We start from the raw sequence: 16,295 nt of genomic DNA on the forward strand, positions 1-16,295 counted from the left end.
TCGCGTCAAGGTGATCGACCGACACCTCCGCGCCCGCCCGCCCCGCTGGAGAAGGCTTGAACCCCCGCCCGCGCCTCCTGCCCCGCCGGATCACCGTCGTCGTGACGCCCACACCGGGCCTTGACGCGGCGGCCTCGCGTGCCGCGCTGCTCACCGCCGCGACCCGTGTCCTCGGGGTGCCGCCGGGATCGCTGCGGCTGCGGCACGACCACGTCGGCCGCCCCTTGCTCTCCGGCCTCGGTGACGGTCTTTCGGTGAGCCTCAGCCATGGTCGCGGGCTCGCCGCGCTCGCTCTGTCGGACGTGGGGCCCGTCGGCGTCGACGTCGAGGTCCCCCGCCGGGTCGCCGCCGAGCAGCTCGCCGCCCGGTGGTTCCCCGCGGCGGAGGCGGCGTGGGTACGCGAACGGCCCGAGGCGGAGCGGGATCTCGCGTTCTTCTGGCTGTGGACGCACAAGGAGGCGATGGGCAAGGCCTACGGCACCGGTCTGGACTCGGGCGGGCTCGAACGGCCCGGTCCGCTGCCGCACCGGTGGCCACCGGCCCCGGACCACCGGCTGCGGCCCCTGCCGGCGCCGGACGCCCCGGGCCGCCCGCCCCGGGCCGCGCACCTGGTCACGGAGCCGTACGCCGAGCACCTGGCCACCGAGTCGCCCACCGGACCCCCGGCGGCGGAGCCGTACGCCTGGCACTCCGTCACCGCGCCGTACGCCGGTCCCCGCGCGGTGCTCGCCGTGGCGGCGCTCGGCCCGCGGGCGCGGGGTGCGGCCGTCGACGTACGGGTGTGCCCGGCGCGGCTCCGGCACGCGGAGCACCTGCACCTCACGAGTCGAAGGGAAGCGACGACATGAACGGCGGGCTCATCGCCATCCTCATCACGTTCATCGTGGTGCTCGGTCTCAGCACGAGCACGGTCGCCTACTTCGTCCTGCAGAGACATCGCGCGGACGGGGCCGCGATGGCCCAGTACCGGATCCTCGCCGAGGAGGCCGTCGCCCGGCAGGAGTCGCTGCACCGGACGCTGAGGGAGCTCACCGACCGGCTGTGCGCCGTCGAGTTCATGCTGCGCAGCGTCGACGAGGGCTGAGCCGCCCCGGGGAACGCGTCCGCCCCCCAAACGAACCATCCGTACCAGCCCGGCACCAGCCCAGCACCAGGGAGACCATCCATGAACAGCACGCCGCCGCGCGGTGCCGACGAGGTCGTCGTACTCAGCAGGGTGCGCCGCGCGTACGGCGCCGAACGCACCGGCGTGGTCGCGCTCGACGGCGTGTCGATCGGCTTCCGGCGCGGCACCTTCACCGCCGTCATGGGGCCCTCCGGCTCGGGCAAGACCACCCTGCTCCAGTGCGCGGCCGGCCTGGACCGGCCCACGTCCGGGTCGGTGGTCCTCGACGGTGTCGAGCTCACCGGCATGACCGAACGGAACCTGACCAAGCTCCGCCGCGAGCGCATCGGCTTCGTCTTCCAGTCGTACAACCTGCTGCCCGCCCTGACCGTCGAGGACAACGTCACCCTGCCGCTGCGGCTTGCGAGCCGCCGTCCCGAACCCGGCAGCGTGGCGCGGGTCCTCGCGCAGGTGGGCCTCGGCGACCGCGGGGGGCACCGGCCGGACGAGCTCTCCGGCGGCCAGCGGCAGCGGGTCGCCATCGCCCGCGCGCTGATCACGGAACCGGCCGTCATCTTCGGTGACGAGCCCACCGGGGCCCTGGACACCCATACCGCCCTCGAGGTGCTGCGGCTGCTGCGCTCAGCGGTACGCGACGGAGGGCGCACGGCCATCATCGTGACGCACGACCCGGTCGCCGCCTCCCACGCCGACCGGGTCGTCTTCCTGGCCGACGGCCGGATCGTGGACGAGCTGTACGGCGCGTCCGCCGACACGATCGCCGAGCGCATGATCCATCTCGGCGCCTGGGGCGAGCAGCCCGGTGCCCACACCGACGAGCGCTCCGGCGTCCACGCCCCCGGAGGATCGGTCTGATGTTCGGTCTGGCCCTGCGCACCCTGCGCTACCGCAAGAGCGGTTTCGTCGCCTCGTTCGTGGCGCTGTTCCTCGGAGCCGTGATCGTCTCCGCCTGCGGCGGTCTGATGGAGACCGGCATCCGGGCCTCCGCGCCGCTCCGGCGGCCGGACGCCGGTCACGCCGTCGTCCTGTTCTCGCCGATCGAGCAGGAGGCGACCCGGCTGGTGTCGCTCTCCGCCGTGTTCGGCGGGATCGCCGTCATGGTCGTGGTGTTCGTCGTCGGTTCCACCCTCGCCGTGCTCGTCCAGCAGCGCATGCGGGAGATGGCCCTGCTGCGGGCGGTCGGCTCACTGCCCGGCCAGATCCGTCTCCTCGTGGTGTCCGAGACGCTGGTGGTCGGGGCGCTCGCGACGGCGCTCGCCCTGGTGCCCGGTCATGCCGCGGGACGGCTGATGCTGGAGCGGTTCGCCGAGGGCGGGATGGTCTCCTCCGAGATCCCCTACCGCGCCGGCTGGATCCCGTCGGCCATCGCCGCCGGTGCGGCGCTGCTCGCGGCGGTGGCCGCGGCCTGGATCGCCTCGCGCCGCGCCGCCCTGATCCGGCCCGCCGCCGCCCTCGCCGAGGCGGGGCTGCAGCGCCGCTGGATGAGCGCGCCGCGCCTGGTGTTCGCGCTGCTCTGCCTCGCGGGCGGCACCGCCCTCGCCCTGGTCACCGCGCTCGTGATGCCGGGGGCGGTCGCCGCGAGCACGGCGGGTCCGACCGCGATGCTCTGGGCGTCCGGCACGGCGCTCGTGGCTCCGGGGCTCACCCGTGCGCTGATCGCGGTGCTGCGGCCGCCGCTGCGCGCGCTGCCCGGTCCCGCCTGCCGGCTCGCCTCCGACAACGTCCGTGCCCGGGCGGTCAGGACGGCCGGGGCGGTCACTCCGGTGATGCTGGCGACGGGGCTCGCCACGGGGCTGCTCTACCTCCAGACGACCCAGGACGCGTCGGCCCGTGACGCCGCCGCGGCCGGCACGGTGGCGAGCGCGCCCGCCGTGGTGGCCGCGGCCGGTACGGAGGAGAGCGCGGCGGTCGCCGTCTTCCTGCACCGTACGGACGCGAACGCCGACCGTACGGCCGTCACGGTCACGAGCGCTCCGGTCACGACCGGCGGCACCGTCACCACCGGCACCGTCACGACCCAGGCGCCCACGGCGGCCCCGCAGGCCGCCTCCGGGGGTGCGTCGGCCGATGCGTGGATCAACTTCCTGCTGGCCGGCACCATCATCGGGTACGCGATGATCTCCCTGGTCAACACCCTGGTGGTGGCTGCGTCCGAGCGGCGCGAGGAGTTCGCCCTGCAGCGTCTGGTGGGAGCCACCACGGGGCAGGTGATGCGGATGATGACGATCGAGGCGCTGCTCGTGGCCGTGATGGGTACCGTCCTCGGCTCCCTGGTGGCCGCCGCGACGCTGGTCCCCTTCCGCCTCGCGCTCGACGGCTCGTGGCTGCCCGGCGGCCCGTCGTGGATCTACCTCGCGATCGTCGGCTTCGTCACCGCGCTGACCGTGGCGGCCACCCTGGTGCCGGTCCGGCTCGCCCTGCGCGTCCCGCCCGCCGGGGCGCCCGCCGCGCCCTGACCGGCGACGCTAGGACCTGTCTGAGGAGGCTGACGGGTCGAAGGGGCCGAGCTCGGCGAAGTCCTCCGGGTGCTCGACGATCCACGGCCAGTACCGGGGGATGGTCCGCGCGTACTCGCGGTAGTAGCGGCGGACCGTCTCCAGGAGGCCGCGGCGCATGGACTCGGCGAGCGCGTCGCCGCGCCACACGAGGAGCAGCTCGGTGCGCTCGGTGTCCCTGATCGGCACCAGGGTCACCTCCCGGGTGGCGCCCGTGGGGGTGGTCAGCGCCGCCGCGTCGGCGTCGCGCACCCAGTTCATGGCCTCGTGGTGGCCGTCCACGTGGTGCAGCACCTCGGGGTCGGCGCCCGCGACCCGGGCGAACAGCTGCTTCTCGATGGGGTGGAACCAGTGGTCGCGGGCGTAACGGATCCATCGGAGGCCGGCCAGGTCCCGTACGTCGACGACGCTCCGGCCGGCGAGCGCGTGCCCCGGGGGCACGGCGAGCCAGACCGGTTCCCGTACGACGACGGCGCCGGCCAGGGGGAGTTCGAGGTGCCCGGCCGACGCGGTGCCGGGCGTGCCGGTCACCAGGGCCGCGTCGAGCGCGCCGCCGCGCACCGCCGCCACGGCGGCGGCGGGGTCGAGCGTCTCGGTCCGCACCTCGGCGACGGGCAGCGTCTCCTGGAGGACGGCGCGCAGGGACGGGGGCGTCCACTCCGTGTTCCCGAAGCGGAAGACGTCCGAGGTGTACGCGGTGGCCTCGGCGATCACGAGGTCGGCCTGCCGGGTCAGGTCGGCGAGCATGGGGATCAGCCGCTCGCCGAGCGGGGTGGGGCTCACCCCGGAGCGGGTTCTGACGAACAGTTCGCCGCCGACGGCCTTCTCGATGCGGCGCAGCTGCGCGGTGAGGCTGGACTGCGGGAGACTCAGCTCGACCGCCGCCTTCGAGATGCTTCCCGCGCGGTCGATGGCCGTCACGACTCTGGCGTGGCGTAACTCGACGTTCACCTGTCCCCCGTGTGTGGCCGGCCGCTGCGGACGCTCCCCCCGGCGGACGGCCCCGGGGAGATCGCCACGCTAACAGGGGGGACTGACACCGTCCATGTCGGCGGCGCGGGCCGCGGGGGCGCGCGTGGCGGCGCGGCGCGGCGCGGGGATCAGGCCAGTGCGGGGACCGGACGTGCGAGGGCGCGGCGTGGTTCGCCGAGCGTCTCGTCCTGTCGGAGGATGGCCTCGTAGGCGTGGTGGAGGGCGCGGCCCGGTTCGAGGCCGAGGTCGCCGGCGAGGCGGCGGCGTGCGCCGTGGAAGACCTCGAGGGCCTCGGCCTGGCGGCCGTCCCGGTAGAGCGCCAGCATGAGGAGTTCGCTCAGCCGCTCGCGGCCGGAGTGCTCGGCGGCGAGCTGGCGCAGTTCGGAGACGGGGACGCGGGCCGCGTCGACGGAGAGCTTGGCCGCGGTGAGGTCCTCGTAGGCCGTGATGCGGCGTTCCTCCAGATGGGCCGCCTGGATCCGGCAGCGGACGCCGTCGTAGGTGTCGAGGAGGGCGGGGCCGCGCCACAGGGCGAGGGCGTCCTCCAGGGTGTCGATGGCGCGGGCGGGGTCCGGTCCCGTCAGTGCGGCGCCGGCGGCGGCGAGGTCCAGGAAGCGCCGGGCGTCCACGGAGTCGGCCGGGACGTCGAGCAGGTAGCCGTTGCTGACGGTCCGCAGGAGTTCGGCTCCGTCCCGGCCGGTGACCGCCTGGAGCAGTTTGCGCAGCCTGCGGACGTTGGCCTGGAGCGCGTTGCGCGCGTTGGCCATGGGCTGGTCGGCCCAGATCTCGTCCACCAGCTGGTCGGCGGTGACCGGCACTCCGGGCGACAGCGCGAGCATCGTGAGGACGACGCTCGCCCGCTGCGAGGTCATCGTGTACCGCTTCCCTTCGTGGACGAGAAAAAGCGGGCCGAGAACATTGATTTCCACAGTCGGAACCCCCATGTCAACACGCGGACATGGCACATCATGCGTGAGTACTGCGGGCTTGGGGAAATACCACCTCGCACGCCGGGACATCGCTCACCAGTATGACCGGAGACCCGCTGTCACCTGCGGCTTTCACCTGAAAGAAAAAACCTACAGGTGACTGCCCGGACTATCTCGGACCCCTTCTCCGAAGCGTGCCCGGCAGTTTGCCGGAAATACCTGACACGATACTGACAGGCTGTCAATTATGTGGTTCGTTCAGTCGTTCCGACGGGTCTCAACTGCGATATTCGGCGGGTACTGAAAGACCTCGTACTCGTTTCGTTCCCGGCCTAGAGTCGTTCTTCGGTGGCGCCATCCCCAACTTCCCACCGAAGGAGTCCTCGTGCTCAACAGAATTGTGATCGTGGGCGGCGGAACAGCCGGCTGGATGACCGCCTCGTACTTCAAGGCGGCGTTCGGCGACCGGATCGACGTCACCCTCGTCGAATCGGGAACCGTCGGTGCGGTCGGTGTCGGCGAGGCCACGTTCAGCGACATCCGTCACTTCTTCGAGTTCCTCGGACTCAAGGAGAAGGACTGGATGCCGGCGTGCAACGCCACGTACAAGCTGGCCGTGCGCTTCGAGAACTGGCGCGAGCCGGGACACTACTTCTACCACCCGTTCGAGCAGATGCGGTCCGTCAACGGCTTCCCGCTGACCGACTGGTGGCTCAAGAACGGTCCGACCGACCGCTTCGACAAGGACTGCTTCGTCATGGCGTCGGTGATCGACGCCGGACTGAGCCCCCGGCACCGCGACGGCACCCTCATCGACCAGGCCTTCGACGAGGACGGGAACGAGATGCAGGGCCTGACGATGTCCGAGCACCAGGGCAAGACGCAGTTCCCGTACGCCTACCAGTTCGAGGCCGCGCTCCTGGCCAAGTACCTCACCCGTTACTCCGTGGAGCGGGGTGTGAAGCACGTCGTCGACGACGTGACCAAGGTCGAGCTCGACGAGCGGGGCTGGATCTCCTCCGTGCGGACCGCCGAGCACGGCGAGATCACCGGTGACCTGTACATCGACTGCACCGGCTTCCGGGGCGTGCTCCTCAACCAGGCCCTGGAGGAGCCGTTCATCTCCTACCAGGACACGCTGCCCAACGACAGCGCGGTCGCCCTCCAGGTGCCCATGGACATGGAGCGGCGCGGCATCCGGCCGTGCACGACCGCGACGGCCCAGGACGCCGGGTGGATCTGGACGATCCCGCTGACCGGCCGGGTCGGCACGGGGTACGTGTACGCCAAGGACTACCTGTCCCCCGAGGACGCCGAGCGCACCCTGCGGGAGTTCGTGGGTCCGGCCGCGGCGGACGTCGAGGCCAACCACATCCGCATGCGCATCGGCCGCAGCCGGAACTCGTGGGTGAAGAACTGCGTGGCGATCGGCCTCTCCAGCGGGTTCGTGGAGCCGCTGGAGTCCACCGGCATCTTCTTCATCCACCACGCCATCGAGCAGCTCGCCAAGAACTTCCCCGGCGAGGACTGGAACCCGGCCCACCGCGACCTCTACAACAACGCGGTCTCCCATGTCATGGACGGTGTACGGGAGTTCCTCGTGCTCCACTACGTGGCGGCCAAGCGGACGGACACGCAGTACTGGCGCGACGCCAAGACCCGCGCCATACCGGACTCGCTTGCCGAGCGGCTGGAGAAGTGGAAGGTCCAGCTGCCCGACAGCGAGTCGATCTACCCGTACTACCACGGGCTCCCGGCGTACTCGTACATGTGCATCCTGCTCGGCATGGGCGGCATCGACCTCAAGCCCTCGCCGGCGCTCGCCCTCTCCGACGGCGCCGCGGCGCGCCAGGAGTTCGAGCTGATCAGGGAGAAGACCGAGCGTCTGGTCAAGGTGCTGCCGAAGGCCTACGACTACTTCACCCGGCTGGGCTGACGGCGCCGGCGGGAAAGGACTCTCTGTCATGGACGTCCTCAACCTGTGGCCCCGGATCCCGCACGCCGTCGCGGTCCTCGGCGTGGTGGCGCTCCTCGCCTACGCCGGCCGGTGGGCCGCCCGGCTGGTCCGCCAGCCGGTGGTCGTCGGGGAGGTGACCCTGGGGCTGCTCGCCGGTCCCGCCGTGCTCGCGCTCGCGGGCCGGCCGGCCTTCGACGCCATGCTGCCCGACCCCGTCCTGCACCTCGTGGGCTTCGTCGCCGAGGCGGGGCTCGTGTTCTACCTGGTCGGCCTGGCCCATGAACTGCGGGCCGGGCCCTCCGGGCCGGGCCGCCGGGGCGCGACGGCGCTGACGCTCGGCGCCCTCCTCGCCCCGCTGTTCACCGGACTGCTGCTCGTCGGCTGGGTCCAGCTCACGGACGACGCGGCGGCCCGCGGGAACGCGCCGCTGCCGGCGTTCGCCCTGATGGTCTCGGTGGCGATGTCCGTCACGGCGGTTCCCGTCCTCGCCAGGATCCTCGCGGAGCGGGGGATGTCCCACTCGACGGCGGGCCGGGTGGCGATGACCTCCGCGATCGTCATCGACGCCGTCGCCTGGCTCCTGTTCACCGCCTCCATCGCCCTCGCCTCCGGCGACGGCGCGGGGCTCCTGCGCTCCCTCGCGGCCCTCGCGCTGGGTCTCGTCTGCGCGGCCGCGCTGGGACGGATCCTGCGCACCGGGGCGGCGCGCCGGGTGGCCGGGCGCCTCCCCGTCCTCGCCGCGGTCCTCCTCGGGGCGGCCGCCCTCGCGGTGGCACTCACCATGAAGGACCTCGGCATGACCGCCATCCTCGGTGCCGCCATGGTCGGCTTCGCCGTCCCCGGGGGCGCGTCCGAGCCCTGGTCGCGGGTGGTCACGGCCGTGTCGGGGGCCGGGCGCGCGCTCGTCCCCACGTTCTTCGTGGTCTCGGGGATCGCCCTGCTCGACGACGTCTCGCCCTCCGTGTCCTGGACGCTGATCGCCTGGACCGTCGTGCTCGGCTGTCTCGGCAAGGGCGTCGGCTCGTACGCCGGGGCCCGCCTCGACGGCCGGCCGCCCCGCCTGGCCGGACGGATCGCCGTCCTCATGAACACCCGCGGCCTGACCGAACTCGTGGTCGTCCAGGCCGGTTACGCGGCGGGCGTCCTGTCCGCCGCCATGATGCTGGCCCTGACGGTGATGGCCCTGGTGACCACGGGCATGACGGGCCCGCTGCTCGACCTCCTCGACCGCGGGGAGCGCACGCCACGTGCCGAGCCGGTTCCCCTCACGACGACAGAAAGCAGCAGACGATGACCGATCCCGCGGTCCGGACCCCGCCCGCTCCCCAGGCCACCGCCGGTGGGTTCCGGGCGATGATGAGCGGCTTTCCCACCGGCGTGTGCATCGTCACCAGCGCGGATCTCGACGGCACACCGCGCGGGATGACCTGCTCCTCGCTCTGCAGCGTCTCCCTGGAGCCGCCGACCCTGCTGGTGTGCCTGCGCGCCGGCAGCCCCACCCTCCGTGCGGTCCTCGACACCGGCAGGTTCACCGTGAACCTGCTGCACGACGGGGCGCGGGAGGCCGCCGAGCTGTTCGCCTCGGGGGACCCGGAGCGCTTCGCGCTGATCCCCTGGGAGCCGTCCCCGGAGGGGGCGGGCCCGCATCTGGTGAAGGACGCCCATACGATCGCCGACTGCGGGGTGACCCTGACCCAGCGGACCGGCGACCACGTGACGGTCTTCGGCGAGGCCCGCGCCATCCGCCGGGAGCAGGACCTCCCGCCGCTGCTCTACGGCCTGCGACAGTTCCGCTCCTGGCCCGCCGCGTGACCGGGGCCCGCCGGGTGACCCGAGGCGGCTGACCCGGCGCCCGACGCCTGCCGCACGCGTGAACCCGCCCGGCCCTCCAGGGGCCGGGCGGGTTCGTGTGTGCGGTGGCGCCGGGCGGTCCGGGGTTCAGGCGACGGGCAGTACGGCTCCGCAGGCCAGGGGCTCGCGCCGGGTGCCCCGCTGGCCGCCGGCCGGGCGGGCGGGACGGCCGTCGAGGAGGGCGAGGCCGAGCGGGGACACCGAGTGCAGCATCGAGTTGCGGACCCGGCGGCTGGTGATGAGGCCGGTGCGCCGCAGCACGGCGGCGTGCTGGCTGGCTCCGGCCCGCGAGATGCCGAGCCGGTCCGCCAGTTCGGAGGTGGTGCACGCGGCGCGCAGCACCCGGAGGGCCGCCGCCCGGGTCTGGCCGACCAGCGCGCCGAGCGCCTCGGTGGTCTCGTCGGGCTCCGCCCACAGCACGGCGGCCTCGTGGGCCCGTGGCGGGGCGGAGACGACGAGGGTCGGCCGGCCGCTGCCGTCCTGCGGCCAGATGAGCTGTCCGGGCCGGTGGTTGAGGAAGACGGAGGGCGTGAGCACCAGGCCCCGGCCGCCGAGCACGACATCGCCCTCGGGGCCGCCGGGGATCTCCAGGACGGGTGACGTCCAGGTGATCCGGGGGTGCGCGGTGGAGAGCAGCTGTTCCACTCCGCCGGCCATCACGGCCCGGCCGCGCGCCTCGCAGTCGGCCTCCAGATACTCCAGGACCTTGTCCCAGTAGGGGGCGACGGCCGCGCGCCAGATGTCCGGCAGGTCGGACCCGTGCGACGGCCCGACGGGACCGGACGCGGAGGATGCCGCCTGCCCGGGGGGCGTCGCGCGGGCGCCCTCCGTACCGCCGTACTCCAGTGCGCGGCGGACCAGTTCGTCGGCCTCGGCTCCCGGGCCCTGTCCGGGGCGGGGAGGGGGCAGCCGTTTGCTCACCTGTCTGCGCCATCCCGCGTACGGAGCGCCGACGCCGCGGCCGAGGAGGACGGCGGCGAACGCCGTCTCGACGAGCGGTCCCGCGCTGGTCCGCAGCCGGGTGCGTGCCAGGTCCGCGCCGGAGAAGTGGATACGTTGCACGGTGAGGCCCCCGAATCTCCGCGACGTGAAGGTGGACGGGCACGTCCGTCCGCCGGGGACGGCTGCGGCGCGCGGGGCGCGTCGCTTCATGCTCGGTGCGGCCGCTGACGCCTCACTGACCGCCCTCTGACGCGAGGGCGTACTCGCCCCGGAGCGAGGCGTCGCCTTGTACGGCGGCGAGGACCCCGGCCACGTTCAGCCGTACGTCGAAGGGGACCAGCTCGAAATAGCGCAAGGCCTTGCCGTCCTCGGAGAGTTCGAGGGTGCCGACCACGAGGCCGGCCTTTTCCAGCCGCTCCAGGTGCATGTAGAGCAGGGGCCGTGAGACCACCAGACACCGGGCGAGCTCACTGACGTACCGGCGGCCCTTGGCCAGCTCGGCGACGATCCGGAGGCGCTGGGGGTGTCCGACGGCAGAGAGAACAAGAAGGAGTTCCTCACCGGTCATGACCCATCTCCCACCGTCCGGAACGTTCCTGGCGGGTCGTTCCCGCCCCGGCCACTGTAAGCGATTCGCACGTCAGGAGGTATCTCTGATTCTCACGGCTCGGGGATGAAGGATTCATACGCGGAGCCTGCCGAAATTCATGTGGTCAAGCCATGGATCGGCCATCCGGAGTGGCCGGCGGAGAAACACGGCGGGAGGCGGGCGGCTTGCCATGACAGTCCAGTCGGGACGGTCATGACCTGGCACAAGCGATACGGAATTCCAGAATCCGTTCGGAACGTCCATTTCCGATTGTATGGCGCCTGTGAACTGTGGAACGTCGGCGGCGCCATGAGAAGTTCACACCCGCACAGTGATTCCCACACTGTTCCCTTCCGGCTCTTCCGGTGCAGAATTACCCCGGAAATTGGCTGACAAAGACTTGGAGAGTGGAAGACATGACGATCGCCGTTGCCACACCCACCCGCTGCGGCGAGCCGACCACCGCAGGCGCACATCGGCCCGCCGTGCGCCGACTCGTGATCGAGGACCTCGACGCCGTGCCCGACCACCAGGGCGCCGCGCTCCTGAGCATCTGCATCGTCGCGGCCGCCGCCATCGGCGCCCCCGCTCCCGCCCCGGCCGCGTAGGCACCGAGGACGGGGCGGGATGGTCGACGAGGAGGGCGGCGGCACACCCGCCGCCACGACACGGCTCGGCTTCCGGAGTCATCTGCGGGCCACCGTCGTTCCCGGCGAGGCCGTGTACCTCGTCTCGCACCGCGGGGTCACCGCCCTCCACGGCGACCCCGCGGAGGTGCTCGCACCGCTGCTCGACGGAAGCCGCACCCCGGCCGACGTCCTGCGGGAGGCCACGGGCTCGCTGACCCCGGAAGAGGTCCTGCAGGCGCTCCGAGCCCTCGAGGCCTCCGGTCTGCTGGCCCTGAAGCCCGCGCCCCCGGCGCCCCCGGCCGTCCCCCACCGGCCGGATCCCGCCGCCGAGGCCTACTGGGACCTGGCCGGCCTGGACGGCGCCCGGGTCTGCGCCGCGCTGGCCGGGAGCGCCGTGCACGTCGTCGCGGCCGGCGGCGCCGACGCCGGCGAGGTGCGCGAGGCCTGCCGGGCCTCCGGGCTCGGCCTCGCGTCCTCCGCGGAGGACGCGGACCTCACCCTGGTGGTCTGCGACGACTACCTGTCCCCCCGGCTGCACGACATCGACGCCGCCCACCGGGCGGCCGGGCGGCCCTGGCTGCTGGCCGGCGTGGGATCCACCGCGAGCTGGGTCGGCCCCCTGATCCGGCCGTACGAAGGGCCCTGCTGGCACTGTCTCGCCCACCGGCTGCGCGGGCACCGCCGCTCCGAGGAGCCGCTGCGGCGCGCCCTCGGTCTCGCGGGCCCGCCGTCCCGTCCGCAGGCGACCCTGCCCGCGGGCCGCGCCCTCACCGTGCAGCTCGCGGTGGTGGAGGCGGCGAAGTGGCTCGCGGGCCTGCGCCACGAGGCCCAGGACTCCGTGTACGTCCACGACACCCTCGGCCCGCGCGGCTCGGCCCATCCCGTCGTCCGGCTGCCGCAGTGCGCCGCGTGCGGCGACCCCGGGCTCGTGGCCTCGCGGGTGTCCCGCCCGTTCGTCCCCCGGTCCCGCCCCAAGACGGCGGAGGACCTCAACGGCCACCGGGCGCTCACCCCCGAACGGATGCTGGAACGCTACGGGCCCCTGGTCGACCCCGTCACCGGGATCGTCAAGGAGATCCGCAGCGCCCCCGGCAGCCCCGCGTTCGTGCACGCCTATCTGTCCGGCCAGAACCTGGCCATGCGCAGCCCCACCCTGAGCGGGCTGCGGGCCGGGCTGCGCGCCCTCAGCGGCGGGAAGGGGCTCACGGAGACGGAGGCCCGGGTCAGCGCGCTCGGCGAGGCGGTGGAGCGGTACAGCGGCACCCGGCAGGGCGACGAACCGGTGGTGCGCGACTCCTTCCGCGGCCTCGGTCCCGCCGCCGTCCACCCCAACGCCAGCCAGCTGTACCACGAGCGTCAGCTGCGCGACCGGCACGGCTGGAACGCCCGCGGCTCCCGCCTCCAGTACGTCCCGCCGCCGTTCGACGAGACCCTGCCGACCGAGTGGACGCCCGTGTGGTCGCTCACCGAGGGCGTCCAGCGGCTGCTGCCCACGTCGATGCTGTACTTCAGCGAGGAGCCGTCACCGGACGGTCTGTACGCCGACTCCAACGGCAACGCCGCCGGCAGCAGCCCCGAGGACGCCCTCGTCCAGGGCTTCCTCGAACTGGTCGAGCGGGACGCGGTGGCGCTCTGGTGGTACAACCGCACCCGGCAGCCGGCGCTCGACCTCGACGCCTTCGCGGAGCCGTACCTCGGCCGGATGATCGACGGCTACGGCGCCCTGCGGCGGGAGGTGTGGGCCCTGGACCTCACCTCGGACTTCGGCATCCCGGTGGTGGCGGCCCTGTCCCGGCGTACGGACAAGCCGGACGAGGACGTGCTCTTCGGCTTCGGCGCCCACTTCGACCCCCGGGTCGCCCTGCGCCGGGCGCTCACGGAGATGGGCCAACTCCTGCCCCTCGTCGCCGAGGTGACGCCGGAGGGCACGGGCTACCGCATCGACGACCCCGACGCGCTCGACTGGTGGCGGCACGCCACCCGGGCCGGCCGGCCGTACCTGGCGCCCGACGCCGGTCTGCCGCCGCGCGGCCCGGAGTCCTGGACGTACCGGCCCACCACCGACCTCCACGAGGACGTCACGGCGATCACGGAGACCGTACGGGGACGGGGCATGGATCTGCTCGTCCTCGACCAGACCCGGCCCGATCTCGAACTGCCGGTGGTCAAGGTCATCGTCCCCGGCCTCCGGCACTTCTGGGCCAGGTTCGCCCCCGGCCGTCTGTACGACACCCCCGTCGCCCTCGGCAGGCTCGCCGCCCCCACTCCGTACGGTGAGTTGAACCCCGTGCCGCTCTTCGTCTAGCGCATGCCGCCGCACGGAACCCGTGCGGCGGCGCGGCCGTCCCAGCGCGGAGCGCACACCAGTCGCGCGGCGGGGCGAACGGACGGGATGCCATGACAGGCCGACTCGACATGCGGCATCCGTGCGCCGGACGCGGCACGTTCGCGGTCAACGACCGACCCACCGATCGGTAGAGCCGACACGCGCCCCCGGACGCGCCCCCTCGCGGATACCGCCGGTTCGTTCGGCCGGGCCCGGTCACCGCCCGCAACTCGTGTCGGTTCATCAGGAGTTCTGAGTCGCTCCGGTGTTCGCGCGGAACACATACACTCGGCTCCGCATGCGCCCGTACCGCGGGAGCATCCGAGGACACGGACAGGGCAACAACGGGCGGACGAACGAATGCCACGTCACGACGAGCACCACGCACACCAGGACGGGTTACCGGCGGCGGACGGCACCACGGCGTCACCGCCCGACGTCCAGGACCTGCCCGCCCCCCGGCTGGCCCGCACCGTCCTCACGGTCGCCCTCCTCGGCTACCTGAGCGTGACGGCGCTCAATCTCGCGGGCGAGCGGCTCGGGCTTCCCCAGCTGATCACCTCCGTCGTCTGCCTGGTCCTCATCTTCCTTCTCCAGCTGCGCCATTCGCTTCCGGGAGCCCGCCGGGCCCCGGTGCGGCAGTGGGCGGCGACGCTGTCGGCTCAGGCACTCCTCACCTATCTGCCGATCGCCGTGTTCCACTCCCAGTGGGGTGCCATGGCGGGCTTCCTCGCCGGTTCCCTGCTGCTGCTCCTGCCCGGCCGGTGGGCCTGGCCCGCGTACGGGGTCGTGGGGCTCACCATGCTCGTACCGCCGACCCTGGACGGCCTGTCCCTCCAGGAGACCGTCTACCTCTGCCTCTCCACACTGCTGACCGGTCTCGTCGTCTTCGGCCTGTCCCGGATGACCGAGCTCGTCCAGGCCCTGCACGAGACGCGGGGACAGCTCGCGGGCATGGCCGTCACCAAGGAACGGCTGCGCTTCGCCCGCGACCTGCACGACCTCCTCGGCTACAGCCTCTCCGCGATCACGCTGAAGAGCGAGCTCATCCACCGTCTGATCCCCACCCATCCGGAGCGGGCGATGGACGAGGTGAGCGAGGTCCTCACCATCTCCCGGCAGTCGCTCGCCGACGTCAGGTCCGTCTCCAGCGGGCTGCGCCGCATGTCCCTCGAACAGGAGCTGGGCGCGGCCCGGTCCCTGCTCCAGGCAGCGGACGTCGACGTGCGCGTCGACCTCCGGCTGAGCGGGCTCGACCAGCGGGTGGACTCCGTGCTCGCCGCCGTGCTCCGCGAAGCAGTAACGAATCTGCTGCGACACTCCCGCGTCACCGCCTGCACCCTCGAAGCCGTCGAGGAGGACGGCTGGGTCCGGCTCACCGTGGTGAACGACGGTGTGGATCCCGACTACCGGGACGCGTCGCCGGACAGCGGCAGCGGCCTCGGCAACCTCAGGGCACGGCTCCGGACGGTCTCCGGCAAGCTCACCGTCTCCCGCACCCCCGGAACGTTCGATCTCACGGCCCAGGCGCCGGCCCACCCCCTCCCGCGCCTCGCCACCCCCGACGACGGCCCGCGTCCCTTCGGGGACCCGGCCGTCTGACGTGTCCCCCACCCTTTCCCGCGAGCCGCAACGGCCGAGACCCGGCCGGAAAGGACATTCATCATGCCGATCCGCATCCTGCTGGCCGAGGACATGAACATGGTGCGCGGAGCACTCGTGGCCCTGCTCGACCTGGAGGAGGACCTCGAGGTGGTCTGCGAACTCGAACGCGGCGATCAGATCGTGCCCTCCGCCCTCGAACACCGCCCGGACGTCGCCATCATCGACATCGACCTGCCCGGGACCGACGGACTCACCGCCGCGGCCGGTCTGCGCGAGCAGCTCCCGGAGTGCCGGACCCTCATCCTCACCAGCCTCGGCCGCCCCGGAGCGCTCCGCCGTGCCCTCGCCGCCCAGGTCGCCGGGTTCCTGCTCAAGGACGCCCCGCCGCACGAACTGGCGGAGGCGGTACGGAGCGTGGCCGCCGGCCGGCGGGTCATCAACTCGCAGCTCGCGCTCTCCGCGTGGAGCAGTGCGCAGAGCCCGCTGACCACCCGGGAGACGGAGGTGCTGCGGCTCGCCGCCGAGGGTCTTGAGCCCATCGAGATCGCGGACGGGCTCGGACTCTCCCTCGGCACGGTCCGCAACTACCTGACGTCCGTGGTGACCAAGCTGAACGCACGCAACCGCGTGGACGCCATCAAGATCGCACAGGACGCCGACTGGCTGCTGTGACGGCCCCCGCCGCACCCCTGGGGGGTGTCTTGCCCGCCTCACCCCCTAGGCCGTGTCCGGAAAGTCGGTGGCTCGTTACTCCGTTCGTGGTGCGTAGACATGAACTTACGGATGAGTCGTGGGCGTTGATCGCTCCGCTGCTGGCTCCGGGCCGGATGGGCCGGCCTGGGCGGGACCGACGCCAGGTGGTTAACGGGATTTT

General features: G+C 72.8%; 15 protein-coding genes. 11 read left to right on the forward strand and 4 right to left on the reverse strand.

Annotation, left to right across the window (positions count from 1 at the left end; all coding sequences use genetic code 11):
- Positions 1–56: 56 nt before the first annotated feature.
- The 4 genes from ACZ4VK_RS14300 (at position 57) to ACZ4VK_RS14315 (ending at position 3,582) form a co-directional block, all read left to right on the forward strand.
- Positions 57–848: a 4'-phosphopantetheinyl transferase family protein gene (locus ACZ4VK_RS14300; RefSeq protein ID WP_468351970.1), complete on the forward strand. Its 792-nt coding sequence runs from the start codon at positions 57–59 to the stop codon at positions 846–848.
- Entirely contained in the window at positions 845–1,084 is a 240-nt protein-coding gene (locus ACZ4VK_RS14305) for a hypothetical protein (RefSeq protein WP_468351972.1), read from the forward strand. Before ACZ4VK_RS14300 ends, ACZ4VK_RS14305 begins: the two co-directional genes overlap by 4 nt.
- 81 nt (positions 1,085–1,165) lie before the next feature.
- A complete protein-coding gene (locus ACZ4VK_RS14310) occupies positions 1,166–1,981 on the forward strand; it encodes an ABC transporter ATP-binding protein (RefSeq protein ID WP_468351974.1) in 816 nt (271 codons plus the stop codon).
- Entirely contained in the window at positions 1,981–3,582 is a 1,602-nt protein-coding gene (locus ACZ4VK_RS14315) for an ABC transporter permease (protein WP_468351976.1), read from the forward strand. Before ACZ4VK_RS14310 ends, ACZ4VK_RS14315 begins: the two co-directional genes overlap by 1 nt.
- A 9-nt stretch (positions 3,583–3,591) precedes the next feature.
- Here the strand turns inward: ACZ4VK_RS14315 and ACZ4VK_RS14320 are convergent, their stop codons facing one another.
- Together ACZ4VK_RS14320 and ACZ4VK_RS14325 are read right to left on the reverse strand one after the other, a co-directional pair.
- A complete protein-coding gene (locus tag ACZ4VK_RS14320) occupies positions 3,592–4,572 on the reverse strand; it encodes a LysR family transcriptional regulator (protein ID WP_468351978.1) in 981 nt (326 codons plus the stop codon).
- Positions 4,573–4,721: 149 nt separating this feature from the next.
- The gene (locus tag ACZ4VK_RS14325) at positions 4,722–5,465 is read right to left on the reverse strand and encodes an AfsR/SARP family transcriptional regulator (protein WP_468351980.1); all 744 of its coding nucleotides are present in this window, start codon (positions 5,463–5,465) and stop codon (positions 4,722–4,724) included.
- A gap of 442 nt (positions 5,466–5,907) precedes the next feature.
- Between ACZ4VK_RS14325 and ACZ4VK_RS14330 the strand changes: the two genes are divergently transcribed.
- Genes ACZ4VK_RS14330 through ACZ4VK_RS14340 form a run of 3 tightly spaced genes read left to right on the forward strand, consistent with a single transcriptional unit; the run spans position 5,908 to position 9,291 of the window.
- Positions 5,908–7,458, forward strand: coding sequence for a tryptophan halogenase family protein (locus ACZ4VK_RS14330; protein ID WP_468351982.1), 1,551 nt, complete (start codon positions 5,908–5,910; stop codon positions 7,456–7,458).
- A gap of 28 nt (positions 7,459–7,486) precedes the next feature.
- The gene (locus tag ACZ4VK_RS14335) at positions 7,487–8,773 is read left to right on the forward strand and encodes a cation:proton antiporter (protein WP_468351984.1); all 1,287 of its coding nucleotides are present in this window, start codon (positions 7,487–7,489) and stop codon (positions 8,771–8,773) included.
- A complete protein-coding gene (locus ACZ4VK_RS14340) occupies positions 8,770–9,291 on the forward strand; it encodes a flavin reductase family protein (RefSeq protein ID WP_468351986.1) in 522 nt (173 codons plus the stop codon). The genes ACZ4VK_RS14335 and ACZ4VK_RS14340 overlap by 4 nt, the downstream gene beginning before the upstream one ends.
- 126 nt (positions 9,292–9,417) lie before the next feature.
- Here the strand turns inward: ACZ4VK_RS14340 and ACZ4VK_RS14345 are convergent, their stop codons facing one another.
- Together ACZ4VK_RS14345 and ACZ4VK_RS14350 are read right to left on the reverse strand one after the other, a co-directional pair.
- Complete coding sequence (locus ACZ4VK_RS14345; RefSeq protein WP_468351988.1) at positions 9,418–10,392, reverse strand: ArsR/SmtB family transcription factor; 975 nt, start codon at positions 10,390–10,392, stop codon at positions 9,418–9,420.
- Between the two features lie 112 nt (positions 10,393–10,504).
- On the reverse strand, positions 10,505–10,840 hold the full coding sequence (locus ACZ4VK_RS14350; protein WP_468351990.1) for an ArsR/SmtB family transcription factor: 336 nt from the start codon (positions 10,838–10,840) through the stop codon (positions 10,505–10,507).
- Between the two features lie 437 nt (positions 10,841–11,277).
- On the opposite strand from ACZ4VK_RS14350, the gene ACZ4VK_RS14355 reads away from it, so the two are divergent.
- The 4 genes from ACZ4VK_RS14355 to ACZ4VK_RS14370 all read left to right on the forward strand — a co-directional run bounded on the left by ACZ4VK_RS14355 (position 11,278) and on the right by ACZ4VK_RS14370 (position 16,093).
- Positions 11,278–11,469 (forward strand): hypothetical protein, encoded by a 192-nt coding sequence (locus ACZ4VK_RS14355; protein WP_468351992.1) that lies wholly within the window; start codon positions 11,278–11,280, stop codon positions 11,467–11,469.
- 19 nt (positions 11,470–11,488) lie between these two features.
- A complete protein-coding gene (locus ACZ4VK_RS14360; RefSeq protein ID WP_468351994.1) occupies positions 11,489–13,795 on the forward strand; it encodes a TOMM precursor leader peptide-binding protein in 2,307 nt (768 codons plus the stop codon).
- Positions 13,796–14,176: 381 nt separating this feature from the next.
- Positions 14,177–15,418, forward strand: a complete 1,242-nt coding sequence (locus tag ACZ4VK_RS14365; RefSeq protein WP_468351996.1) for a sensor histidine kinase — start codon at positions 14,177–14,179, stop codon at positions 15,416–15,418.
- Between the two features lie 63 nt (positions 15,419–15,481).
- Positions 15,482–16,093 (forward strand): response regulator transcription factor, encoded by a 612-nt coding sequence (locus ACZ4VK_RS14370; RefSeq protein ID WP_468351998.1) that lies wholly within the window; start codon positions 15,482–15,484, stop codon positions 16,091–16,093.
- Positions 16,094–16,295: the final 202 nt, after the last annotated feature.

It is taken from the genome of Streptomyces sp. NPDC028711 (genome assembly GCF_055565415.1).

Coding starts and splice junctions, on each gene's coding strand:
- ACZ4VK_RS14350 (WP_468351990.1), bottom strand. CDS start 10,840: ATGACCGGTGAGGAACTCCTTCTTGTTCTCTCTGCCGTCGGACACCCC.
- ACZ4VK_RS14340 (WP_468351986.1), top strand. CDS start 8,770: ATGACCGATCCCGCGGTCCGGACCCCGCCCGCTCCCCAGGCCACCGCC.
- ACZ4VK_RS14365 (WP_468351996.1), top strand. CDS start 14,177: ATGCCACGTCACGACGAGCACCACGCACACCAGGACGGGTTACCGGCG.
- ACZ4VK_RS14370 (WP_468351998.1), top strand. CDS start 15,482: ATGCCGATCCGCATCCTGCTGGCCGAGGACATGAACATGGTGCGCGGA.
- ACZ4VK_RS14310 (WP_468351974.1), top strand. CDS start 1,166: ATGAACAGCACGCCGCCGCGCGGTGCCGACGAGGTCGTCGTACTCAGC.
- ACZ4VK_RS14360 (WP_468351994.1), top strand. CDS start 11,489: ATGGTCGACGAGGAGGGCGGCGGCACACCCGCCGCCACGACACGGCTC.
- ACZ4VK_RS14315 (WP_468351976.1), top strand. CDS start 1,981: ATGTTCGGTCTGGCCCTGCGCACCCTGCGCTACCGCAAGAGCGGTTTC.
- ACZ4VK_RS14325 (WP_468351980.1), bottom strand. CDS start 5,465: ATGACCTCGCAGCGGGCGAGCGTCGTCCTCACGATGCTCGCGCTGTCG.
- ACZ4VK_RS14305 (WP_468351972.1), top strand. CDS start 845: ATGAACGGCGGGCTCATCGCCATCCTCATCACGTTCATCGTGGTGCTC.
- ACZ4VK_RS14355 (WP_468351992.1), top strand. CDS start 11,278: ATGACGATCGCCGTTGCCACACCCACCCGCTGCGGCGAGCCGACCACC.
- ACZ4VK_RS14335 (WP_468351984.1), top strand. CDS start 7,487: ATGGACGTCCTCAACCTGTGGCCCCGGATCCCGCACGCCGTCGCGGTC.